The organism is Acidovorax sp. (assembly GCF_046291265.1).
Lineage (GTDB): Bacteria > Pseudomonadota > Gammaproteobacteria > Burkholderiales > Burkholderiaceae_C > Acidovorax.
In genome coordinates, this window is the sequence record NZ_JBKBTV010000034.1 from 29,657 (window position 1) to 51,618 (window position 21,962).

19 protein-coding genes are annotated in these 21,962 nt (G+C 64.2%); 12 read left to right on the forward strand and 7 right to left on the reverse strand.

Annotated features, from left to right (window positions below):
• Nucleotides 1–69: 69 nt before the first annotated feature.
• The 3 genes from ACK41V_RS14010 (at nucleotide 70) to ACK41V_RS14020 (ending at nucleotide 4,328) form a co-directional block, all read left to right on the forward strand.
• On the forward strand, nucleotides 70–1,860 hold the full coding sequence (locus ACK41V_RS14010) for an acyl-CoA dehydrogenase (protein WP_409783213.1): 1,791 nt from the start codon (nucleotides 70–72) through the stop codon (nucleotides 1,858–1,860).
• Between the two features lie 138 nt (nucleotides 1,861–1,998).
• The gene (locus tag ACK41V_RS14015; protein WP_409783214.1) at nucleotides 1,999–2,952 is read left to right on the forward strand and encodes an NAD(P)H-dependent flavin oxidoreductase; all 954 of its coding nucleotides are present in this window, start codon (nucleotides 1,999–2,001) and stop codon (nucleotides 2,950–2,952) included.
• Nucleotides 2,953–3,194: 242 nt separating this feature from the next.
• Entirely contained in the window at nucleotides 3,195–4,328 is a 1,134-nt protein-coding gene (locus ACK41V_RS14020; protein ID WP_409783215.1) for an ABC transporter substrate-binding protein, read from the forward strand.
• Nucleotides 4,329–4,355: 27 nt separating this feature from the next.
• On the opposite strand, the gene ACK41V_RS14025 is transcribed toward ACK41V_RS14020, so the two are convergent.
• From ACK41V_RS14025 to ACK41V_RS14035, 3 genes are read right to left on the reverse strand one after another with little or no spacing between them, the layout of a single operon-like run.
• Nucleotides 4,356–5,363 carry a cytochrome d ubiquinol oxidase subunit II gene (locus ACK41V_RS14025; protein ID WP_409783216.1) on the reverse strand — a complete coding sequence of 336 codons (1,008 nt, stop codon included), beginning with the start codon at nucleotides 5,361–5,363 and terminating at the stop codon, nucleotides 4,356–4,358.
• A 27-nt stretch (nucleotides 5,364–5,390) separates the two neighbouring features.
• Nucleotides 5,391–6,770 carry a cytochrome ubiquinol oxidase subunit I gene (locus tag ACK41V_RS14030; protein ID WP_409783217.1) on the reverse strand — a complete coding sequence of 460 codons (1,380 nt, stop codon included), beginning with the start codon at nucleotides 6,768–6,770 and terminating at the stop codon, nucleotides 5,391–5,393.
• A 3-nt stretch (nucleotides 6,771–6,773) separates the two neighbouring features.
• Nucleotides 6,774–7,364: a GbsR/MarR family transcriptional regulator gene (locus ACK41V_RS14035; RefSeq protein ID WP_409783218.1), complete on the reverse strand. Its 591-nt coding sequence runs from the start codon at nucleotides 7,362–7,364 to the stop codon at nucleotides 6,774–6,776.
• 224 nt (nucleotides 7,365–7,588) lie between these two features.
• Between ACK41V_RS14035 and ACK41V_RS14040 the strand changes: the two genes are divergently transcribed.
• A complete protein-coding gene (locus ACK41V_RS14040) occupies nucleotides 7,589–8,716 on the forward strand; it encodes an acyltransferase family protein (protein WP_409783219.1) in 1,128 nt (375 codons plus the stop codon).
• Between the two features lie 21 nt (nucleotides 8,717–8,737).
• Here ACK41V_RS14040 and ACK41V_RS14045 read toward each other — a convergent pair whose 3' ends face one another.
• The 3 genes from ACK41V_RS14045 to mdlC all read right to left on the reverse strand — a co-directional run bounded on the left by ACK41V_RS14045 (nucleotide 8,738) and on the right by mdlC (nucleotide 11,975).
• Nucleotides 8,738–9,127: a hypothetical protein gene (locus tag ACK41V_RS14045; protein WP_409783220.1), complete on the reverse strand. Its 390-nt coding sequence runs from the start codon at nucleotides 9,125–9,127 to the stop codon at nucleotides 8,738–8,740.
• Nucleotides 9,128–9,197: 70 nt separating this feature from the next.
• Nucleotides 9,198–10,118 carry a Bug family tripartite tricarboxylate transporter substrate binding protein gene (locus tag ACK41V_RS14050; RefSeq protein ID WP_409783232.1) on the reverse strand — a complete coding sequence of 307 codons (921 nt, stop codon included), beginning with the start codon at nucleotides 10,116–10,118 and terminating at the stop codon, nucleotides 9,198–9,200.
• 228 nt (nucleotides 10,119–10,346) lie between these two features.
• The gene (mdlC, locus tag ACK41V_RS14055; RefSeq protein ID WP_409783221.1) at nucleotides 10,347–11,975 is read right to left on the reverse strand and encodes a benzoylformate decarboxylase; all 1,629 of its coding nucleotides are present in this window, start codon (nucleotides 11,973–11,975) and stop codon (nucleotides 10,347–10,349) included.
• 91 nt (nucleotides 11,976–12,066) lie between these two features.
• On the opposite strand from mdlC, the gene ACK41V_RS14060 reads away from it, so the two are divergent.
• Nucleotides 12,067–12,966: a LysR family transcriptional regulator gene (locus ACK41V_RS14060; RefSeq protein ID WP_409783222.1), complete on the forward strand. Its 900-nt coding sequence runs from the start codon at nucleotides 12,067–12,069 to the stop codon at nucleotides 12,964–12,966.
• Between the two features lie 135 nt (nucleotides 12,967–13,101).
• Here the strand turns inward: ACK41V_RS14060 and ACK41V_RS14065 are convergent, their stop codons facing one another.
• Nucleotides 13,102–15,138, reverse strand: coding sequence for a helix-turn-helix domain-containing protein (locus ACK41V_RS14065; RefSeq protein ID WP_409783223.1), 2,037 nt, complete (start codon nucleotides 15,136–15,138; stop codon nucleotides 13,102–13,104).
• A 310-nt stretch (nucleotides 15,139–15,448) separates the two neighbouring features.
• Between ACK41V_RS14065 and ACK41V_RS14070 the strand changes: the two genes are divergently transcribed.
• The 7 genes from ACK41V_RS14070 to ACK41V_RS14100 all read left to right on the forward strand — a co-directional run.
• Entirely contained in the window at nucleotides 15,449–16,240 is a 792-nt protein-coding gene (locus ACK41V_RS14070; protein WP_409783224.1) for an SDR family oxidoreductase, read from the forward strand.
• 45 nt (nucleotides 16,241–16,285) lie between these two features.
• Complete coding sequence (locus ACK41V_RS14075) at nucleotides 16,286–17,533, forward strand: branched-chain amino acid ABC transporter substrate-binding protein (RefSeq protein ID WP_409783225.1); 1,248 nt, start codon at nucleotides 16,286–16,288, stop codon at nucleotides 17,531–17,533.
• A 169-nt stretch (nucleotides 17,534–17,702) separates the two neighbouring features.
• On the forward strand, nucleotides 17,703–18,644 hold the full coding sequence (locus ACK41V_RS14080) for a branched-chain amino acid ABC transporter permease (protein WP_409783226.1): 942 nt from the start codon (nucleotides 17,703–17,705) through the stop codon (nucleotides 18,642–18,644).
• Nucleotides 18,645–18,654: 10 nt separating this feature from the next.
• Nucleotides 18,655–19,998 carry a branched-chain amino acid ABC transporter permease gene (locus tag ACK41V_RS14085; protein WP_409783227.1) on the forward strand — a complete coding sequence of 448 codons (1,344 nt, stop codon included), beginning with the start codon at nucleotides 18,655–18,657 and terminating at the stop codon, nucleotides 19,996–19,998.
• Nucleotides 19,995–20,750 carry an ABC transporter ATP-binding protein gene (locus ACK41V_RS14090; RefSeq protein WP_409783228.1) on the forward strand — a complete coding sequence of 252 codons (756 nt, stop codon included), beginning with the start codon at nucleotides 19,995–19,997 and terminating at the stop codon, nucleotides 20,748–20,750. Before ACK41V_RS14085 ends, ACK41V_RS14090 begins: the two co-directional genes overlap by 4 nt.
• Before the next feature lie 8 nt (nucleotides 20,751–20,758).
• Complete coding sequence (locus ACK41V_RS14095; RefSeq protein ID WP_409783229.1) at nucleotides 20,759–21,478, forward strand: ABC transporter ATP-binding protein; 720 nt, start codon at nucleotides 20,759–20,761, stop codon at nucleotides 21,476–21,478.
• A gap of 44 nt (nucleotides 21,479–21,522) precedes the next feature.
• The coding region (locus ACK41V_RS14100) for a 3-keto-5-aminohexanoate cleavage protein (protein WP_409783230.1) at nucleotides 21,523–21,962 on the forward strand (440 nt) is incomplete at its 3' end.

Here is a 21,962-nt window from a genome sequence, read left to right on the forward strand (position 1 = left end):
AACGCCCCTGTGCATACAAAGGCATCGCTTGCGATGCCTTTTTTTTGACGAAATTTCCCGGAGACACCCATGAGCTACACCGCCCCCGTCAAGGACATGCTGTTCGCCATTGAACACCTGGCCAACATTGAACAGATCGCCCAAATCCCCGGCTTTGAAGACGCAGGCCTGGACACGGCGGCTGCCGTGCTGGAAGAGTGCGCCAAGTTCAACGAGGGTGTGCTGGCTCCGCTGAACTTCGAGGGCGACAAGAACCCTTCGAGCTGGAAAGACGGTGTGGTCACCACCACCCCAGGTTTCAAGGAAGCCTTTCGCCAATACGGCGAAGGCGGCTGGCAAGGCTTGCAACACCCCGCCGACTTTGGCGGCCAGGGCCTGCCCAAGACCATCGGTGCCGCCTGCATCGAGATGTGCAACAGCGCCAACATGAGTTTTGCGCTGTGCCCGCTGCTGACCGATGGCGCCATCGAGGCGCTGCTCACCGCAGGCAGCGACGAACTCAAGGCCACCTACCTCGAAAAGCTGGTGACCGGCCAATGGACCGGCACCATGAACCTGACCGAGCCCCAGGCCGGTTCCGATCTGGCACTGGTGCGCACCAAGGCCGATCCGCAGCCCGATGGCAGCTACAAGATTTTTGGCACCAAGATTTTCATCACCTACGGTGAGCACGACATGGCAGAGAACATCGTGCACTTGGTGCTGGCCCGTGTGCAGGGCGCGCCAGAGGGCGTCAAGGGCATCAGCCTGTTTGTGGTGCCCAAGTTCATGGTCAACCAAGATGGCAGCCTCGGCGCCCGCAATGACGCCCACTGCGTGAGCATCGAGCACAAGCTGGGCATCAAGGCCTCGCCCACGGCCGTGCTGCAGTTTGGCGACAACGGCGGCGCCATCGGTTACCTCGTCGGCCAGGAAAACCGGGGCCTCGAATACATGTTCATCATGATGAACGCGGCCCGCTACGCCGTGGGCATGCAGGGCATCGCGATCTCCGAGCGCGCCTACCAGAAGGCCGTGCAGTACGCCAAAGACCGCGTGCAAAGCCGCCCTGTGGACGGCAGCATCAACGCCAGCGCGGCCATCATTCACCACCCCGATGTGAAGCGCATGCTCATGACCATGCGCGCCACCGTGGAAGGCTGCCGCGCCATGGCCACCGTGGCCGCGGCGGCGTTTGACGCTGCCCACCACCACCCGGACGCCGACACGCGCAAGCAAAACCAGGCGTTCTATGAGTTCATGGTGCCGCTGGTCAAGGGCTACAGCACCGAGACCAGCCTGGAAGTGACCAGCCTGGGCGTGCAGGTGCACGGCGGCATGGGCTTCATCGAAGAGACAGGCGCCGCCCAGTACTACCGCGACGCCAAGATCCTGACCATCTACGAAGGCACCACCGCCATCCAGGCCAACGACCTCGTGGGCCGCAAGACGGCGCGCGATGGTGGTCAGACGGCCAAGGGCATTGCCGCGCAGATCGAAAAGACCGAGGCTGACCTGCTGGCCAGCGGCACCCCTGCCGCCCTGGCCGTGGCCAAGCGCCTGACGGCTGCGCGCAAGGCGCTGCTCGATGTGATCGACTTTGTGGCGGGTAGCACCAAGGCCCAGCCCAACGCCGTGTTTGCGGGCAGCGTGCCCTACCTGATGCTGGCGGGCAATGTGGTGGCGGGCTGGCAGTTGGCGCGCAGCCTGCTGGTGGCGCAGGACCTGTTGCACAAGGGACAGGACGCCGCCTTCATGCGCGCAAAAATCACCACGGCCCAGTTCTACGCCGATCACATTCTGGTGAAGGCCCCCGGCCTGCGCGACTCCATTGTGGAAGGGGCGGCCAGCGTGACCGAGCTGGCGCTGGAATCGTTCTGAAGATTGTTGAGTGTGCTGTGAGGAGACGAGGCCTCGCATTGCAAAGGCCTCTTGATATAAAAATGATAGCTACTAGCGCTTGATAGATAAGCGCTAGAGCCATATTTCATCTAAAAACCTGTCCTGGAAGTTGTTCCCATGTCCAAACTGCCTCCCGTGTTGCAAAACCTGTCGCTGCCCGTCATTGGCTCGCCGCTGTTCATCATCAGCAACCCCAAGCTCGTGATCGAGCAGTGCAAGGCCGGTGTGGTGGGCTCCATGCCTGCGCTCAACGCCCGCCCTGCCGAGCTGCTCGACGAATGGCTGGCCGAGATCACCGAAACCCTGGCGGCCTATAACAAGGCCAACCCCGACAAGCCCGCCGCGCCCTTCGCCATCAACCAGATCGTGCACAAGAGCAACGACCGGCTGGACCACGACATGCAGGTCTGCGCCAAGTACAAGGTGCCGATCATCATCACCAGCCTGGGCGCCCGCGAAGACGTGAACCAGGCCGTGCATGCCTGGGGCGGCATCGTGCTGCACGACATCATCAACAACAAGTTTGCCCACAAGGCGATTGAAAAGGGCGCAGACGGGCTGGTGGCCGTGGCGGCCGGTGCCGGAGGCCATGCAGGCGTGAAGAGCCCGTTTGCGTTGATCCAGGAGATCCGCCAATGGTTTGACGGCCCCATCGCTTTGAGTGGGTCCATCGCCAGCGGCGACGCGGTGCTGGCTGCGCAGGCCATGGGGGCCGATTTTGGCTATATCGGCTCGGCCTTCATCGCCACGCACGAAGCGCGTGCCAGCGACGAGTACAAGCAGGCCATCGTCGCCGGCAGCTCCGACGACATCGTCTACAGCAACCTCTTTACCGGTGTGCACGGCAACTATCTGGCCCCCTCGATCCGCGCGGCGGGCATGGATCCCGACAACCTGCCCGAGTCCGACCCCAGCAAGATGAACTTCGGCGGCGACTCCAAGAAGGCCTGGAAAGACATCTGGGGCTGCGGCCAGGGCATTGGCGCGATCAACGCGGTGACCAGCACCGCCGAGATGGTGGCCAAGCTGCGCAGAGAATACGAAGCCGCCCGCGCCCGCCTCAAGCTTTAAAGCCGCGTCACGACGGAAGCCACTGAGCCGTCGCAGACGGTGTTGCGGTGGCTCATTGCCCACATCCTTTCGCCCGCGAGTGCCTTATACGCATCGCGGGCGAAGTTGTTTTTGGCGCCCCTGATACAAGGGCAAACCCCCATCAACCCGCCGCAGTGGCTGCAGATAATAGTGATGAACCATAACCAAAGCGCGTGGACTTTGGCCCTTGGGTCAGCGCATTTTTGCAAGGTGGGTCTGTCATGTTTCGTTCTTTTGTGCTGCTGTTCGCCGCCCTGTGCGCCAGCGGTGGGGTCCAGGCCCGCAATGAGGGGGTGACCGCCGACGAGATTCGGCTCGGGGCGTCGGCCGTGCTTTCGGGGCCGCTGGGGGCGCAAACCGTGCAGTACGGCGAGGGCTCGCGGCTGATGTTCGACGCCGTCAACGCCCAGGGCGGTGTGCATGGCCGCATGATTCGTTACACCACGCTGGACGACGCTTTTGACGCCAAGAAAGCGGTCGAAAACACGCGCCAGCTGCTGGAGACCGACAAGGTCTTCATGATCTACAACAGCACCGGCACCGCCCAGACGGCGGCCATCCTGCCGCTGATCAAAGAGCACCGCACGCTGATGTTTGGCCCGGTCACGGGCGCATCGGTGTTTCGCGAAACCTTCAACCCGCAGGTGTTTCATGTGCGCGCGGGCTACGCCAACGAGGCCAGCAAGATCGTCTCGCAGTTGCGCCAACAGGGCATGAGCCGCGTGGCGGTGTTCTACCAGGACGACGGGCTGGGCAAAACCCTGGCGGGCGAGTTGAAGAAGGCGTCGGAAGATGAAAAGCTGCCCTTCATCGCCGAAATCAAGGTAGACCCCCAGAAGCCCGACTTTGCCGCGGCAGCCGCGGCCACCGAAAAGGCCCAGCCGCAGGCGGTGATTGTGGCCACGGCGGGCGCGACCTTTACCCACTACATCAAGGCTGTTCAGTTGACGGCCGCGCGGCCTGCGTACTATGGCTTTTCGGTGGCAAGTCTGGACGTGATCAACCGCGAACTGAAAGACAAGGCGCGCGGCATCATCCTGGCGCAGATCATGCCGTCGCTGCGCAACACCACCATTCCGGTGGTGGCCGAATACTTGAGCCTGCTGCGCGCCAAATCACCGGCGGCCCAGCCTTCTGCCTCGCAGTTTGAGGGGTTTGTGCATGCGCGGCTGCTGGTGGAGGGCCTGCGCCGCACCGGGCACAACCTGACGACCGAGTCTTTCACCAAGTCCATGGAAGACGCGGGCGAAATCTCGTTCGGGCGATTCAACGTGAAGTATTCGCCCAAGAACCACAACGGCTCTACCTATGTCGAACTGGCCATCGTGGACGCAGAAGGCAGCCTGAGATATTGAGCTCCTGCGGCGTTGATTGCGCTCCGCTTACAGCCCGTACGTCAGCTCGCGTGCCTTGCCCCAGAACACGCGGTACATGAAGATGGTGTAGATGATGATCACAGGCAGCGTGATCGCCACGCCGACACCGATGACCACCAACGACTCGGTCGCGCTGGCTGCGTCCCACACGGTCAGCCGGTCAATCACGATATAGGGATAGATGCTGTAGGCCAGGCCAAAAAAGGCCAGCACAAAAATCACCACGGTGGCCACAAACACGATCCAGCCATAGCCCGCCTGCACCACGCGCTGGGTGGCCAGTACGTGGCGGATGGCAAAAAACGCCGCTATGCAGGCCAGCGGAATCGGCAGCAACGCAAACAGCTCAGGCAACACAAACCACTTGGCAAACACGGTTTGGCTGACCAGCGGCGTGGCCAGCGAGATGCCCGAAAGCGCCAGGCCCATGGGCCACAACACGCGCTGGCCCCACTGCGCCGCCTTGTGTTGCAGGTCGCCATCGGTCTTCATCAGCAACCAGCCTACGCCCAGCATGGCGTAGGCGGCAGGCAAGGTGAGTGCAATGCCTGCAGAAAACAGCAGGCCCCAGGCGTCGTTTTGAAAGCCGGTGACATACGCACCCAGCATCCAACCCTGTGCCATGGAGGTCACCAGCGATCCCCCCGCAAACAAACGGTTCCACGTGGCCTTGTGCGAGTCGCGCGCCTTCACCCGAAAGTCAAACGCCACACCCCGCAGCGTGAGGCCCAGCAGCATCACCGCCACGGGCAGGTACAGGGCTGTCAGCACAATGCCATGCGCCATCGGAAAGCAGATCAGCAGTACGCCCACGCCCAGCACCAGCCAGGTCTCGTTGGCGTCCCAGAACGGACCGATGCTGGACACCATCACGTCCTTTTCTGCATCGCTGGCAAAAGGCAAAAGAATGCCCACGCCCAGGTCGTAGCCGTCCAGGATCACATACGCCAGCAGGGCCAGGCCCATGATGGCCATGAACGCGAGCGGAAGGGTGTTGGCGAGAGTCAAGTCCATGGGGTACTCCTTTGAACGGGGTCCGTCTCAGACCGATGGGCGTTGTGTCAGGGGCTGTGGCGATGGGGGCGGCACTGCGGGCACGGGCATGGTGGGATGCTCGGACATGTACTTGATCACGCCCACATAGGCCACCAGCAGCAGCACGTACACCGTGAGATACGCCACCAGCGTGGTCGCCACCATGGCGGGAGCGTGTGCGGCCACGGCATCAGCGGTTTTGAACAGTCCGTAGACCAGGTAGGGCTGTCTGCCGATTTCCGTCACATACCAACCTGCCAGCGTGGCCACCCAGCCCGAGAACGTCATGCCCACCAGCGTATAGAGCAGCGGACGGGGCAGGGTGGCCAGGTCTTGCTTGCGGCGTCTGTAAACCACAAATGCCCCTACCCAGGCCACCGCCAGCATCAGCATGCCCACGCCCACCATCACGCGAAATCCCCAGAACACCGGCGCCACGGGGGGGTGGGCGCCTGGAAACTCATTCAATCCTTTGAGCTCGGCGTTGATGTCATGCGCGAGGATCAGGCTGGCGAACTTGGGGATCTGCAGCGCGTAGTCGGTGCGGCCTTCCTTCTCGTTGGGCAGGCCAAACAGCGTGAGGGGTGCGCCCTTTTCGGTATGCCAGATGCCTTCAATGGCAGCGATCTTGGCGGGCTGGTGCTTCAGCGTGTTCAGACCATGCAGGTCGCCCATGAAGATCTGTAGCGGGATCACCAGGGCTACGGCCGAGATGGCGGTGCGCAGTGCCTTGCGTGTGCCGTCTGTCGCCGTGCCCTTGATGAGTTGCCAAGCGCTCACACCCGCAATCAAGAAGCCTGCGGTCAGGGCAGACGCCAGCAGCTTATGCCCCAGGCGATAGGGAAACGACGGGTTGAACACAATCGCCAGCCAGTCCACCGCATGGAATTTGCCATCGATGATCTCGTGGCCTGCAGGCGTCTGCATCCACGAGTTCAAACTCAGGATCCAGAACGCCGACAACGTGGTGCCAAAAGCCACCATCAGTGTCGCAATCAGGTGCACACGCTCTGACACGCGGCCCCGGCCGAACAGCATGATGCCCAGAAAACTGGCCTCCAGAAAAAACGCGGTCAACACCTCGTAGCCCAGCAACGGCCCGGCGATGTTGCCCACATGCTCCATGAAGCCCGGCCAGTTGGTGCCGAACTGAAAACTCATGGTGATGCCCGACACCACACCCAGCCCAAAGGTCAGCGCGAACACTTTGGTCCAGAAGTAGTACGCCTGCTCCCAGCCCAGTGCCGCTGGCGTGCCGCGCGTCGCGGTGTAGCGCAAACGGAAGAACACCAGAAACCAGCACAGCGCAATCGTGATGGTGGGGAACAGGATGTGAAAGCTGATGTTGGCGGCGAACTGGATTCGCGACAGCATGAAGGCGTCCATGGCTCAGGCTCCTTGATTGTTGCTCTTGGCGGTACCGGCGCTTTTGCCGGTCAATCGGTCTTTGAACTCGAGCACCCGTGTCACGGCGGTGCCCATGCCCATCAGCTGCATGGCCGTTTCGGGAGCCAGGCGCTGCACATCATCAAACCAGGTCATCAATCGGTCAATCAGCTCGTGCATCTCGCGCATGCGCTCCTGGGCGTAGCGCTCTTGGTCGGAGGTCGGTTCTTCGAGCAAAGCCATGCGCAGCATGGACAGCGTGGGTTCAATCTCGCGGCGGCGTCGCTCTTCGGCCAGCACGCGAAAGATCTCCCAGACATCCTTGGGCGCCTCAAAGTATTCACGCCGGTCCCCCGGCGGGTGGCTGAGCTTGACGAGAGGCCAGGCCTGCAGCTCCTTCAGCCCCATGCTCACGTTGGACCGCGAAAACTCCAGCGTTTCGGCGATCTCGTCGGCGTTGAGCGCGCGCGGTGACAGAAAGATCAGGGCATACATCTGGCCGACGGTGCGGTTGATGCCCCAGCGGCTGCCCATCTCGCCGAAATGGGCCACGAACTGGCGGTTGAGGGGTGGCAGTTGGTTGACGTAGGTCATATGGGCACCGATTGTGCGCGTTATTTCCTGAATTTCCAGTAATTACTGAAAATTCAGGATGTTGTGTAGGGATGGATAGGATTGAGTGCGTCTACGGGAGCCGACAAATCGACGCGTCCGAGACTCCCGCAAAAAGCCCGCCCCGACGACAATAGAAGGCTTTTGGCCCGCTCGCCCTGTTTGGATGAGCCGGAGCCTGGCCCCATCCTTCCTGACAACTCCGCATGTCTTCTGCCACCTCTCGCACGCCGCTGATCGACATGGTCAAGGGCTTGGCGTGTATCACCATCGTCTGGCACCACCTGGCTTTTTACGGGCCCATGTCGGACATTGCCCAGCCTCTGGCCCCGGAGCTCATGGCCTGGCTGTATGACTTTGGGCGCATGGCCGTGCAGGTGTTTCTGGTGGTGGGCGGTTATCTGGCGGCCGCCAGTTTGGCGCCGCTGGGCGTGGCGCGGTTTGACCATGCAGGCAACGCCATCGCCAAACGTTTTGTGCGCCTGGTGGTGCCCTACGCAGTGGCGCTGGTGTTTACCGTGGTGGTGGCCGCGCTCGTGCGCTTGTGGATGGTTCACCCCTCGGTGCCAGATGAGCCCACGCTGGCGCAGTTGCTGGCCAATGCCTTGCTGCTGCAAGACATCGTGGGCGAAGACGCACTGTCAGCCGGGGTCTGGTACGTGGCCATCGACTTTCAGCTGTTCACTCTGAGCGTGCTGGTGTGGGCGGGCGTGCGCGCACTGCCTGGCGTGTGGGCGCAGCAGCATGGCGCTGTCCTGGCCCGTGCGTTGATCGTGCTTGGCGTCGCGGCGTCGCTCTGGTTCTTTAACCGCATGGCCGGTTTCGACATGTGGGCGCTGTACTTTTTTGGCGCGTATGGCCTGGGCATGCTGGCGTACTGGGCCGTGCGTGCGCCCAGCCCGCATGGGTGGCTGGCGGCCATCGCCCTGCTGGGCGGCGCTGCGCTGGCGCTGGACTACCGCGGCCGCGTGGCGGTGGCGCTGGTCACAGCGCTGTGCCTGGTGTTTGCGCTGCGTTCTGCACGGGTGCGGTCATGGAGCGAGGCAGCACCCTGGGGTCCGCTGGTGCGGTTGGGGCAGATGGCGTATTCCGTGTTTCTGGTGCACTTTGCGGTGTGCCTGCTGGTCAACGCCGTGGTGGGTATCCTGTGGCCTGACTCGCCCGTGGTCAATGCGATAGGAATGTTGCTGGCGTTTGTGCTCTCACTGGCCGCTGGGCGTTGGCTGTATCTGAGGGTAGAGCAGCACGTGCCGTCGTGGTCCACGGCCTTGCGGTGGCAGGCTAGTCTCGTCGGCACGGGCTTGCTGGTGACGCTGTCGAGTAATTGGGCCTGAGTTTGCGCCCGCAGCGCCTGTTCAAGGGCGCTGCAGTTTGCGCTCGCGGCGTTTGCGTTGTTTGTCCAGAAACCAGGCCATGAACGGCAACAACAGCATCGAGCCCGGAATCACCCAGATGAACAGATAGGGGCTGACGGACGATGCCGATCGCATCACATCGCGCAAATGGGCGCGCTCGGTGGCGTCCCAGTTGCCTTGGCGGCGCTGCTGCACCAGCCACACCACCGACCCCTTCATCGTCGCCATCTCGCGCTTGAGGCGGCTTTTTTCGCGGCTGTTGCCTGCCAAAAACGAGCAGAACCACTCGGGCGCTCGCTCCATGCGGCGCTGAAACGCGGTGGTCGAGTCCGGATCGAAGGGTTCGGGCAGCGCGGCGGTGGGGTCGTTGGAGGGGGATGGCGTAGTCATGGCGGGTGCCATTGTCACTGCGGGCGCAGACAACGCCAAGCGTGTTTTCACCCTGCCGTGCCGCGCGTGGTCAATCGCTTTGAATGTTGCGTGCCTTGATGAGTGCGCCAAACCGTGCGCTGTCTGCGGTGGCGCGGCTGTTGAACTCCGCAGGCGACATGGGCGCTGGCACGCCGCCCAGTGCGTTGATGCGCTCCTGCACCGCGGGGGTTGCCAGGGCCTTGTTGATTTCGCGGTTAAGGCGGGTCACCACGTCAGCCGGGGTGCCCGCAGGCGCATAAAAACCGAACAAAGTGTCGGCGTCAAACCCTTTGAGGCCGGCTTCATCCAGCGTGGGCACGTCCGGGAACAGCGGCGAGCGTTTGGCGCTGCCCACGGCCAACAGCTTGAGCTTGCCCGCCTTCACATGCTGCAGCCCAATGCCCGGGTCGAACATGAAATCCACCTGTCCGCCCAGCAAATCCTGCATGGCGGGCGCTGCGCCCCGATACGGCACATGCACCGCAAACACGTTGGCCTGGGCTTTCATCATTTCTGCCGCCAGATGTGGCGAGCTGCCATTGCCGGGGCTGCCAAACGTGAGCTTGCCGGGGTTGGCCTTGAGGTGGGCCAAAAAATCCTGAATGGTGTTGACCGGCAGTGTCGGTTTCACCTCCAGAAACACCAGCACGCGCGCTGCCGCCGCCACAGGCGTCAGGTCCTTGACCGGGTCGAACGGCATCTTGGGATACAGGTGCGGGTTGACCGACACCATTCCGCCCGAACTCAGCAGCAGCGTGTAGCCGTCCGCAGGCGATTTGGCCGCGGCGTCTCCCCCAATGTTGCCGCCCGCGCCACCCCGGTTTTCAACAACCACCGGCTGTCCCAGCGCGGTTTGCAGCGGCTGTGACACGGCGCGTGCAATCTGGTCGGCCGCGCCGCCCGCAGGGAAGTTGACGATGACCTTGATCGGCTTGCTGGGCCAGGTGTCTGCCACGGCGGCGACAGGCATTGCAAGCGCGCAAGCCGCGCAGGCCAGCGCCAGGGCGTTGCGCAGGTGTTGCGGTCGGCGGGGTTGGTGGAGTGGGGTGTTGTGGCTGTGGTTGTTGTGTTGGGCAGATGGCATGGTGTGTCTCCTTGAAAGCGGGGGCCCGGGTGTGCCGGGTCTTGTGATGGTTGATGTCAGCGTAGCTGAGGGTGAATGTGAGGGTGAAGGGCCAGTGATTGGCGGCAGGCGCTGTCAGGCCACATCCACCTCCACCAGGATGGCGCGTGGGCTGGCCAGCGCGTCGCGCAGAACCTGGTGCAATTGGGCAGCTTCGCTCACATGCACCGCCTCGCACCCCTGGCCGCGGGCCAGTGCCAGGAAGTCGAGGTCCGGCAGATCGGTGCCTTCCAGCTTGTCGCCTTCATGGAACCCGAAGGTGGGCGCAAACTCTTGCAGCGCCGCGTAGCGCCGGTTCTTGAGGATGATGAAGGTGATGGGCAGCTGCAGCTGCGCCGCACTCCACAGCGCCTGGATGGAGTACATGGCCGACCCATCTCCAATCAGCCCGATCACCTTGCACTCGGGCTTGGCCAATGCCACCCCCACAGCGGCGGGCATGGCGTAGCCCAGGCCGCCGCTGCACATGGTGTAGAAGGTTTCGCTCTGCACGATGGGCAGGTGGGCCTGCATGGCAGCGCGCGAGCTGGGGGCTTCTTCCACCACGATGGAGGCGGGGTCGCGCACCTCGGCCAGCGTCTGCATCACATACGCCACGCTCATCAGCGGGCCTGTGGGCTCGGCACGCGGGCGTGCTGCGCGGGGTGGGGGCAGGGCGCGTGGCGGCGGGGCAGGGCGTGCCAGCAGGTCCAGCACGCCCAGACGAATGCCGCCCACGGCAGACGTGCCTTCGGGTGTCCACGCGGCGGTGGTGGGGTCTTCAATCAGCTGCACCAGTTGGGCGCCGGGTGGCACATGGGGGCCAAAGCCCTCTACGTGGTACGTGAAGGCCGCGGCACCCAGCGCAAAGACCAGGTCGTGGCCTGCCAGCAGCGCCACGATCTTCTCGCGCATGGCGGGCAGCACCCCGGCAAACAGGCGGTGGTTTTGCGGAAAGCCGCAGCGCCCGGACATCGGCGCAATCCACACCGCCGCGTTGTGCCGCTCGGCCAAGGTCACCAGGTCGTCCCACGCGCCATCGCGGTCGACCGCAGCACCCACCACAAACACCGGCCGCTGTGCGGCGTCGAGTGCGGTGCCAATCGCATCCAGCACACGCGGTTCAGGCCGCGTCTCGGTGCTGACCATGCGGGCCTTCAGGGGCTCGCAGGGCTTGTCCCAGTCGTCCGCCGGGATCGACACCAGCACCGGCCCGCGCGGCTGCTGCATGGCGATGTAGTAGGCGCGGGCAATGGCCAGCGGCACGTCCTCTGCGCGGGCGGGCTCCACGCTCCACTTCACGTATGGCTTGGGCAGCTCGGTGGCCTGGCCAGAAAACAGGAACGGGTCGAAGGGCAGGATGGACCGCGCCTGCTGCCCCGCCGTGATCACCATGGGCGTGCGGTTCTTGTGCGCGGTAAAGATATTGCCCATGGCATGGCCCACGCCCGCGGCAGAGTGCAGGTTCACAAATGCGGCGTTGTGCGTAGCCTGCGCGTAGCCATCGGCCATGCCCACCACCACCGCCTCTTGCAGGCCCAGGATGTAGCGAAAGTCGCTGGGAAAGTCCAGAAACAGCGGCAGCTCGGTGGAGCCCGGGTTGCCAAAAATGGTGTTGATCTGAAAGCCACGCAGCAGCTCCAGCACCACCTCGCGCACGGTGAGGCGGGCGGATGAAGCGGGGTGTGCGGCAGTCGCAGCGCTTGACGAAGGGGCCTGGGTCATGGAGAAGGTGGGTGCTGAGGGACGGATTCCGATCTTCGGCGGCCACGCTTCATCCATCAATACAATGAAGCGACTAAGCGGTATTCATTCAATGCATATCAAGGACATCGACCTCAACCTGCTGCGCCTGTTCGACGCGGTCTACCGCACGCGCAACGTCAGCCGGGCGGCCGACCTGCTGGACTTGACCCAGCCCGCAGCCAGCCAGGCCCTCACGCGGCTGCGCCTGCTGATCAAAGACCCCTTGTTTGTGCGCGCAGGCGGCGGTGTGCAGCCCACCCCCAAGGCCGACCGGCTGGCAGACGCCGTGCGCAGCGCGCTGGGTTTGCTCGAAGAAGCGCTCAACGAATCCGCACTGTTCGACCCGCTGCAATCGCGCAAGGTGTTTCGCATCCACATGAGCGATATCGGAGAAGGGCGCTTTTTGCCTGCTTTGATGCAGGCGCTTCAAAAGCAGGCGCCAGGCGTGCGGCTGGAAACCTTGCCCGTGCCCCGCAGCGACATCGCCGCCATGCTCGACAGTGGGCGCATCGACTTTGCGTTTGGTTTTTTGCCCACCGTGAAAGACACCCGCCGGGTGCAGTTGCTCAAAGACCGCTACATCGTGCTGCTGCGCTCGGGCCACCCGTTCAGCCTGCGCAAGCGCAGCGGCCCTGCTTTGCTGCGTGACCTGCGGCAACTGGAGTTTGTGGCCGTGCGCACGCATTCAGACACCTTGCGCATCCTGGAGATGCTGCAGCTGCAAGACCGCCTGCGCCTTACCGCCGAGCATTTCATGGCGCTGCCCTCCATCGTGCGCGGCACCGACCTGGCCGTGGTCATGCCGCGCAACATTGCCCAAACGTTTGCGGCCGACGCGGGTTACACCATCATCGAACCCGCGCTACCGCTGCGCGACTTCACCGTGTCGCTGCATTGGAGCCGCCGGTTTGAGAGCGACCCTGGCAACCAGTGGCTGCAAAGCGTGATCGTGCGGTTGTTCCGTGAATAGCTGAATGCTTCTAAATTAATAGCTGCTAGCGCTTATCCAATAAGCGCTAGAGGCCTAAAAGGCTTGATATTTTGCAGAGAAGGGTGCTGCGACAGACTTCAAGCCTTCAGCCCCTCGTCTCTCCCGCTTCACTCATCACGTTCCATCTGCCGCGGGCTCCCCGCCCGCAGTCAATGCCAGCGTGGTGCTCTGAACCCCGTCCTTCGCCCCACCACTGAGCACCCACAGCCGCAAGGCGACGTGGATCTCCAGCGCGCGCAGGGCGTTGCCCCAGTGGCCCGCCAGTCCCTCTGCGGTGGTCAGCCTTTGCCGCATCGTGTTGACGTGGATGCCCAGCCGCTCTGCCGCGGCCTTGGCGTTCTGGTTGCAGTCAAAGTACGCAAGCAAGGTGGCGACCAGTTCGGAGCCCCGCTTCTCGTCGTTCGCTATCAGGGCGCCGATGGTGCTTTTCAGGTACGCATGCAGGCTGGCCTGGTCGTGCGTTTCAAACAAGGTGGAGTACAGCGCCAGCTCGTTTTGCCCCACGATGTGTCCCCGCATGCCAATGCGTGCCAGCACGGGCAGCGCGCGCCGCAGCGACGAGTACAGCGCAGGGATCTCAGACGGCTGCGGGATCGGTCGCGACAGCACACCCAGATACGCCGCCCCAAAATGCTGCCGGGCTGCGTCTTCGAGGATGCGGCGCACGTCGTCGGCCCGCGTGGTCGCGCACAGGATGGTCAGCACGCCGTCGATCTCGTCAAACAAGGTGTGTGGCAGCAACGGCGTGGATCGAAGGCGCCGCAGCAGGTAGCTGGCCTCGGTGGCGCGGGTTTCCAGCAGCAGCAGCGATGTGGGGCGTGACAGTGCCACGCCAAACCGGTCGGCACGGTCGCTCAGCAGGTGCAGATCGTCCTGGCGGGGCGACAGCAAACCCCGCAAAAGGCTCGACAGGTCGCGGCTTTGCGATGCCTCCGTGCGTTCGCGCGACAGCAGCACGATGCCGACGATGCTCGCGCACCGCTCGTAGGTGCGCACGGCCAGTCCGTCGAGCGGATCGGTGCGAAACAGCAGCATGGTGCCCAGCACGTCGTTGCCGCCAATCACGGCGTTGAGGCGGCAGGTTTCTCCGGCGGCCTCATATGCCATCACCGAACGGCCGATGCGGCGGCTTTCGCCCAGGGCCCGGGTCAGCGCTTCGCTGTGGTCGCCATGCGGGTGGTATGCGGTGGCGCCCGGTCCTGCGTAGCCATCGGCCACGCCCTTGCCAATGGTCTGCCCCACCTCGTCGAGCACCAGCACTTCGCCTTCCATGATCTCGGCCACCGACTGGCAGATGGTGGCCAGCGTGGCACCCTTGGCCAGCAGCGAGGTCATCTGGTCATGCGCTTCGGCAGCGGCCTGCACGCCCTGGGCGTGCTGCGCAAGCTGCGTGTGGGCCAACTCGGCACTGCGAAGGGCCGCGTGGGTCTGCTCAAAAGCCATCGCGTTTTTGATGGCCACGGCCGCGTGCGTGGCCAGCGTGCTGAGGATGGAGATGTTGTGCGTGGTGTGGGTGCGGTGGTAGCGGTCGGCCACAAACAGCAGGCCGATCACTTCGTCCTCCCACAGCAGGGGCACGCCCACCACGGCGGCAATGCCTTCTTCGCGAAAGGTGACATCGAGCTGTGGGTCGTGCGGAAAACGCGTGTCGTGCAGGTAGTCGGCCGTAGTGAACGGCAGCCGCGTTTTCATCACCACGCTCACGATGCCCAGGTCGCGCCCCGCCAGCATCTCGCCCGTGCCGCGGGCCAGCGCGCCGTCTGCCGTCAGCACATGAAAGGCGTCCAGGCTGGCGTCGTAGGCCGACAGCCACGCCACCTGCGACCCGAGCAGGCGGCGCGCGCGTGACACCACCATGCGCAGCAGCTCGGGCAGGTCCAGGCGACTCGACAGATCGCGGGCAGATTCGATCACCGCCAGCATGCCGCTCTCGCGCTGGTGCTGCACATCCAGCCGGTTGCGGATGGCCATGGCCATGCGCACCAGTTCCAGAAGGTCTGGTTTGCGCCGCATGTCATCAGGCAGCCCTTCGACACGGGCCATGCAGGCCGACAGGTCGTCGGCGGAGTCGGCCCGGTGCAACAGCTCGATCAATTCCTCGCCAATGCGGTCACTCGCATCGGTGTCAACGCCACTCACAGCACGGGTCATGCGCGCAGTCTCCACGGGGTAGTACGGATGTTCCGAAAAAGGCGCTCGTGTTGGCGCCCAGGGCCCGCAGTGTGAGGCCTGCGCGGTGCGTTTGTCCCTCGTTTTGTAGGTTGGCTCGGGTTTCTACGGAGTGTGACGCGCACATCAGTCCAGGGGCCCCAGTGTGCTCGCGTCACATAGCGATGCATCACCAACTCAGAGACAGTCTGGGTGTGCGCCAAAGGGCGGGGCGATGAAGGCTCCGCAGCCTTTGGTGCCGCCAGCCTCCGCCATCCGCCACAGCACCTGCAACGCAACAGCCTCTTGTTTTATGAGCATCCTGAATTCTTTGATTCCCCAGCCCGGCCTGCGCGTGCTGGTGACCGCAGGCGCCAGCGGCATCGGCGCCGCCATCGCACGCGCCTTCAGCGAGGCCGGGGCCAGCGTTCACATCTGTGACATTGACCGCGCGGCCATTGACCGCCTGGTGGCCGCGCTGCCGGGCGTCACCGCCAGCGTGGCGGATGCGTCGGTTGAACGCGATGTGGACCTGGTTTTTGAAGACGTGGTGGGCAGTTTTGGCGGCCTGGATGTACTGGTCAACAACGCCGGCATTGCCGGGCCCACCGGGCCCATCGAAGACATCAGCGCCGCCCAGTGGCAGCGCACCATGGACGTCAACCTGAACAGCCAGTTTCTCTTTGCGCGGCGCGCCGTGCCGCTGCTGCGTCAGTCGCCCCATAGCCCGTCCATCGTGGCCATGAGTTCGGTGGCAGGGCGGCTGGGTTATGCCTACCGCACACCTTATGCGTCCACCAAATGGGGCGTGGTGGGGCTCATGAAATCGCTGGCGGTCGAACTGGGGCCTGCAGGGGTGCGCGTCAACGCCATCCTGCCCGGCACGGTAGAGGGCGAGCGCATGAGCGGCGTGATCGCAGCGCGCGCCAGCACCACCGGTGTCAGCGTGGAGGCGATGCGCGACGAATACATCCGCAAGATTTCGCTGCGCCGCATGGTGACGCCCGAAGACGTGGCGGCCACCGCGCTGTTCCTTTGCTCCCCAGCCGCTCGAAACATCACCGGCCAGGCCATCAGCGTGGACGGAAATCTTGAGTACCTGTAACGCGCCCGTATTCCGGTACGCCCCATATCAACAAAAGGAGACTGTATGAAGATGATCCAAACCCTCGGCGTGACCGCCATTGCCGCAGCCTGCATGGCCGCCAGCGGTGCCGTGTCGGCACAGACTGTCAAGATCGGCGTGATCGAAACGCTGTCCGGCCCCCAGGCGGCGTCGGGCCTGATGTACCGCACGGCAGCCCGCTATGCGGTGGACCGCATCAACGCCCAGGGCGGCTGGAACGGGCAGCCGGTGCAACTGGTGGAGTACGACAACCAGGGCGGCCCGACCGGCGCCGCCGACAAGCTCAAGACGGCGATTTCCGATGGCGTGCACATCATCGTGCAGGGCGCATCGTCGGCGGTGGGCGGGCAGCTGACCGAAGACGTGCGCAAACACAACCTGCGCAATGCTGGCAAGGAGATCGTCTACATCAACGTGGGTGCCGAGGCCCTGGAACTGACGGGCGAGAAGTGCCACTTCCACCACTTCCGCTTCAGCGGCAACGCCCAGGTGCGCACCAAGGCGCTGGTGCAGGCCATGAAGGGCGCTGGCACGCTGGGCACGCGGGTCTACGCCATCAACCAGAACTATTCCTGGGGCCAGGACATGGAACAGGCCACGGTGGACAACGCGTCCGCAGGCGGCTACCAGGTGGTCGAAAAGACGCTGCACGACGTCAATCGCATTCAGGATTTCGCCCCCTATGTGGCCAAGATCGGAGCCGCCAAGGCCGACACGGTGATCACCGGCAACTGGTCCAACGACCTGCTGCTGCTGATGAAGGCCACCCGCGCCGCGGGCCTCAAAACCCGCTTTGGCACCATCTTTCTGGACCAGCCGGGCAACATTGCCAACGCAGGTGACCTGGCCGTGGGCCACTTCATTGCGCACACCTTCAATGCCGAATCGGGCGGCGCCGAGGGCGAGAAGTTCGTCAACGACTACCGCGCCAAGACGGGCAGCGCCCCCGTGGCCACCGACCCGCAAACCGTGTTCGGCCTGCTCATGGTGGGCGACGCACTGGGCCGCGTGAAACCGGATGGTGGCAAGTTCAACGTGAATGCGTTTGCGCGCGCGCTGGAGACCGCCAAGATCACCACCCCCATCGGCGAGATCAGCATGCGGGCCGAAGACCACCAGGCGCTGCTGCCCGTGGTGGTGTCCACGGTGACCAAGGACGCCAAGTTCAAGGTGGATGGCACGGACATGGGTTTCAAGCCCGTCAAGCTGTTCACGGCGCAAGAGGCCGCCACGCCTGCGCAGGCGAGCTGCAAGATGCAGCGCCCCTCGTGACATCACATGACGTGAATTGAAGTGACGCGCTGACGTTGAAGGCGCCCCCTGGCGGGGCGCCCTGCAACCAGCCTTCGTTGTTCCTGGCTCCCGGCGAGTGCGCTCACGCACCCGCTGTGGCCGCCTTTTGCCCGCTTTTTTCCCGCTTTTTGCCCACGCCCCCACACGTATGGACACCCTCATCGTTTCGTTGCTCAACGGAACCATCTACGGCTTGTTGCTGTTCATGGTCTCGGCCGGGCTCACGCTCATCTTCGGGATGATGGGCGTGCTCAACTTCGCCCACGCATCGTTCTACATGCTGGGGGCTTACTTTGCCTACACCCTGACCGATGTGCTGGGCTTCCCTCTGGCGCTGGTCGCCGCCACCGTGCTGGTGGGGCTGGTGGGCGTGGTGGTGGAAAAGTATTTTCTGCGCCGCGTGCACCACCACGGCCACGCGCACGAACTGCTGCTCACCTTCGGGCTGTCGTTCATCATTGCCGAGCTGATCAAGCTGTTTTTCGGCAACTTCCCGGTCAACTACCGCATCCCTTCGGGGCTGGACTTTGCGGCCTTCACCATCGGCTCGGCCAGCTACCCGGCGTACCGCGTCTTCATGGGGGTGGTGGCGGTGGTCATGTTTGTGGTCATCTACCTGCTGCTCACCCGCACCCGTGTGGGCATCGTGGTGCGGTCGGCCATCTACAAGCCCCACATGGCGGAGGCCCTGGGGCACAACGTGCCGCTGGTGTTCATGAGCGTGTTCGGCGTGGGCGCGGCGCTGGCGGGCCTGGCCGGTGCGGTGGCCGGGGCTTTCTACACCACCAACCCCAACATGGCGCTGGAGCTGGGCGTGATGGTTTTCGTCGTGGTGGTGGTGGGCGGTCTGGGGTCGCTCGAAGGCGCCATGCTGGCCTCGCTGCTGATCGGCGTGATCACGTCGCTGGCCGTGGCCATCGACGCCAGCCTGGCCGACCTGCTGGCCGTGGTGGGTGCGCGGGACTGGGCTGAAGGGGTGGGCGGGCTGCTCACGCTCAAGCTGTCCAGCCTGGCGGCCACCTTGCCGTTTGCGCTGATGCTGTTGGTGCTGCTGATCCGGCCCTCGGGCCTGATGGGCGAGAAGGCCTGATGCGATGTCCATGAACGTAACCCACACCATGCACACACGCATCCTTCTCATCGGCACCCTGTGCCTGGGCGCCGCCATTCTGGCGGGCTTGCCTTTCCTGCTGTCCACGGGGCTGCTCAACGCCGCCATCCAGATGCTGATCGCCGCGCTGTTTGCCTCGGCCTTCAACGTGGTGTGCGGCCAGGCGGGCATGCTGTCGTTCGGCCACGCCGCGTACTTTGGCGTGGGTGCCTTTGCCACCGTGCACGCCATGAACGCGTTGGGCGGCGCCGGCATCGTACCCACCCCTTTGCTGCCGCTGGCCGGCGCCCTGGGCGGGCTGGTGGTGGGCGTGATTGCGGGGTGGTTCTCCACCCAGCGCACGGGCACCTATTTCGCCATGATCACGCTGGCCATTGCCGAGCTGCTGCACTCCATTGCACCGCACATCAAGAGCGTATTCGGTGGAGAGGCGGGTGTCTCCAGCATGCGCATGCCGTCGATGGGGCTCACGTTCGGCTCCACCGCCGAGGTGTACTACCTCACGCTCGTGTGGGTGCTGGCGTCGCTGGGGCTGCTGTACCTGTACACCCGCACGCCACTTGGGCGCCTGGCCCTGGGCCTGCGCGAGAACCGACACCGGCTGGCCTTCTTGGGCTACGACGTGCACAAGCTGAGCGTGCTGGTGTTCACCGTCTCGGCCATGTTCTCGGGCATTGCGGGCGGCCTGCAGGTCATCAACAACGAGGCGGCCAACTACGTTCTGTTCGAAAGCACCCTGTCGGCCGCCGCCGTGCTCAACACCTACATCGGTGGCGTGGGCACCTTCCTGGGCCCTGCGCTCGGTGCGGCGCTGATGACGTTCTTTGGCTATGCGGTGTCTGACCTCACCCAGTCCTGGCTGCTGTACCAGGGCATCTTGTTCGTGGTGGTGATGATGTTCATGCCGCAGGGGCTGGCGGGCCTGTTCAGCGGCACAGCGATGTTGTGGCGCAGGTTTGGCCCATGGCGCCTGCTGCCGCTGGTGGCCAGCTTTGTCGCTGCCACCATGCTGCTGGCCGCAGGCACCGCCTTTGTGGTCGAGGTGCTGCGGCGCCTGTTCTCGCGGGACTACCGCGCCATGCTGGGCGCCGATCCATCGGCCCCCTGGCCCGCCATCCCGCTGTACGGGGTCGACTGGGCCCCGGCGGCCATCACCACCTGGCTGGTTCCCGTGGTGCTGCTGAGTGTGGGTGGCGCACTGGCCTACCTCGCGCGGCGGCGCCTGCAAGGGCTGCTGGACGAACGCGAAAGCGCTGCCAGCCCCGCCGTGGAGACTTCCCCAGTCCCCACTGCCACCGCCACCGCCACTGTCTCCGCGAAGGAGTCTGCATGACCGAATCCATCCTTACCCTTCAAGGCCTCACCAAGTCGTTTGGCCCCACGCAGATCATTCGCGGCGTCGATCTGGACCTGCGCCGCGACGAGCGTCATGCGCTCATCGGCCCGAACGGGGCGGGCAAGTCCACCTTGTTCCATCTGATCTCCGGCAACCTCAAGCCCACCGCGGGCGAGATCGTCTTCAACGGCCAGCGCATCGACGGCCAGACGCCCCAGGCCATCAACCGCCGTGGACTTGCGCGTTCGTTCCAGATCACCAACATCTTTCCCAAGCTTTCGGTGTTCGAGAACCTGCGCCTGGCTGTCATGCGATCGCACGGGTTGCAGTACACCTTCTGGCGCTTTATCGACAACGCGGCGGGTCTGCGCGAGCAGACCGAGCGCCTGCTGGAGCAGGTGCGCCTGCAGTCCAAGGCGGCCATGATGGCCGCCGAGCTGTCGTACTCCGAGCAGCGTTCGCTGGAGATCGCCATGACGCTGGCCAGCGACCCCAAGGCCATCCTGCTAGACGAGCCCATGGCGGGCATGTCCAACGAAGAAACCGCCTACACCGCCGAGTTGATCTGCGAGGTGACGCGGGGCAGGGCGCTGCTCATCGTCGAGCACGACATGCAGGTGGTGTTCTCTATCAGCGACCGCATCAGCGTGCTGGTGTACGGCCAGGTGATTGCCACGGGGACGCCCGACGAGATCCGCGACAACGCAGCCGTCAAGGAAGCGTATCTGGGTGAGGAGGTGGCAGCATGAGGCCCGCCATGAACGCACAGCCCGCGCTGCTGAGCGTGGACCAGCTGCACGCCCACTACGGCAAGAGCCACATCTTGCACGGCGTCACGTTTGACGTGAAGCAGGGCGAAGTCGTCAGCCTGCTGGGGCGCAACGGCTCGGGCCGATCCACCACCATGAAGGCACTCATGGGCCTGGTGCCCCCCACGGGCGGCAGCGTGCACTTGCAGGGGCGTGCGCTGACGGGGCAGCGGCCCTACACCATCTGCCGCGCCGGGCTGGCCTATGTGCCCGAAGAACGCGAGGTGTTCACCAACCTTACCGTGGACGAAAACCTGCGCATGGGTGAGCAGTCCACTGTGTCCGGCGCGGTGACCTGGACCATCGATCAAATGTTCGACTACTTCCCGCGCCTGAAGGAGCGGCGTAACACCAAGGCGGGCAGCCTGTCGGGTGGCGAGCAACAGATGCTGACCATCTGCCGGTCGCTGCTGGGCAACCCCCTGGTGTTGCTGATTGACGAGCCTACCGAAGGCCTGGCCCCCAAGATCGTTGCTGCAGTGGCCGACTGCATCCGCGACATGCACCGCCGCGGTGTCTCGGTGGTGCTGGTCGAGCAAAAGCTGGCCATTGCGCTCAAGGTGTCCACCCGCGTCTGCGTGATGGGGCACGGGCGCATCGTGTTTGAGGGCACTCCCCAGGCACTGATGGCCGATGAGCAACTGCTGGCCGACTGGCTGGCGGTTTAACCCACGCCAAACACAACCAATCCCAAGAAGTAAAGCAATACACCATGGATTCGACCCAGAACAAAGTCATCATCTCCTGCGCCGTCACGGGCTCAGTGCACACGCCCAGCATGTCGCCTTACCTGCCGCTCACGCCCGATGCGATTGCCCAGCAAGCCATCGAGGCAGCCCAGGCAGGCGCGGCCATCCTGCACCTGCACGCGCGCAACCCGGCCGACGGCAGCCCCACGGCCGACCCGGCAGTGTTCGACCAGTTCGTGCCGCGCATCCGCGCTGCCACCGATGCCGTGATCAACATCACCACCGGCGGCAGCACGCGCATGACGCTGGAAGAGCGGCTGGCCTACCCGCTCAAGGCACAGCCCGAGATGTGCTCACTCAACATGGGTTCGATGAACTTCTCCATCCACCCCGCGGCTCGCAAGATCCACGACTGGCGCCACGACTGGGAGAAGCCCTACATCGAGGGCCTGGAAGACCTGAT

Coding starts and splice junctions, on each gene's coding strand:
- ACK41V_RS14025 (WP_409783216.1), bottom strand. CDS start 5,363: ATGGACTTGACTCTCGCCAACACCCTTCCGCTCGCGTTCATGGCCATC.
- ACK41V_RS14075 (WP_409783225.1), top strand. CDS start 16,286: ATGAAGATGATCCAAACCCTCGGCGTGACCGCCATTGCCGCAGCCTGC.
- ACK41V_RS14065 (WP_409783223.1), bottom strand. CDS start 15,138: ATGACCCGTGCTGTGAGTGGCGTTGACACCGATGCGAGTGACCGCATT.
- ACK41V_RS14020 (WP_409783215.1), top strand. CDS start 3,195: ATGTTTCGTTCTTTTGTGCTGCTGTTCGCCGCCCTGTGCGCCAGCGGT.
- ACK41V_RS14070 (WP_409783224.1), top strand. CDS start 15,449: ATGAGCATCCTGAATTCTTTGATTCCCCAGCCCGGCCTGCGCGTGCTG.
- ACK41V_RS14080 (WP_409783226.1), top strand. CDS start 17,703: ATGGACACCCTCATCGTTTCGTTGCTCAACGGAACCATCTACGGCTTG.
- ACK41V_RS14090 (WP_409783228.1), top strand. CDS start 19,995: ATGACCGAATCCATCCTTACCCTTCAAGGCCTCACCAAGTCGTTTGGC.
- mdlC (WP_409783221.1), bottom strand. CDS start 11,975: ATGACCCAGGCCCCTTCGTCAAGCGCTGCGACTGCCGCACACCCCGCT.
- ACK41V_RS14050 (WP_409783232.1), bottom strand. CDS start 10,118: ATGCCTGTCGCCGCCGTGGCAGACACCTGGCCCAGCAAGCCGATCAAG.
- ACK41V_RS14085 (WP_409783227.1), top strand. CDS start 18,655: ATGAACGTAACCCACACCATGCACACACGCATCCTTCTCATCGGCACC.
- ACK41V_RS14060 (WP_409783222.1), top strand. CDS start 12,067: ATGCATATCAAGGACATCGACCTCAACCTGCTGCGCCTGTTCGACGCG.
- ACK41V_RS14030 (WP_409783217.1), bottom strand. CDS start 6,770: ATGGACGCCTTCATGCTGTCGCGAATCCAGTTCGCCGCCAACATCAGC.
- ACK41V_RS14010 (WP_409783213.1), top strand. CDS start 70: ATGAGCTACACCGCCCCCGTCAAGGACATGCTGTTCGCCATTGAACAC.
- ACK41V_RS14040 (WP_409783219.1), top strand. CDS start 7,589: ATGTCTTCTGCCACCTCTCGCACGCCGCTGATCGACATGGTCAAGGGC.
- ACK41V_RS14015 (WP_409783214.1), top strand. CDS start 1,999: ATGTCCAAACTGCCTCCCGTGTTGCAAAACCTGTCGCTGCCCGTCATT.
- ACK41V_RS14095 (WP_409783229.1), top strand. CDS start 20,759: ATGAACGCACAGCCCGCGCTGCTGAGCGTGGACCAGCTGCACGCCCAC.
- ACK41V_RS14035 (WP_409783218.1), bottom strand. CDS start 7,364: ATGACCTACGTCAACCAACTGCCACCCCTCAACCGCCAGTTCGTGGCC.
- ACK41V_RS14045 (WP_409783220.1), bottom strand. CDS start 9,127: ATGACTACGCCATCCCCCTCCAACGACCCCACCGCCGCGCTGCCCGAA.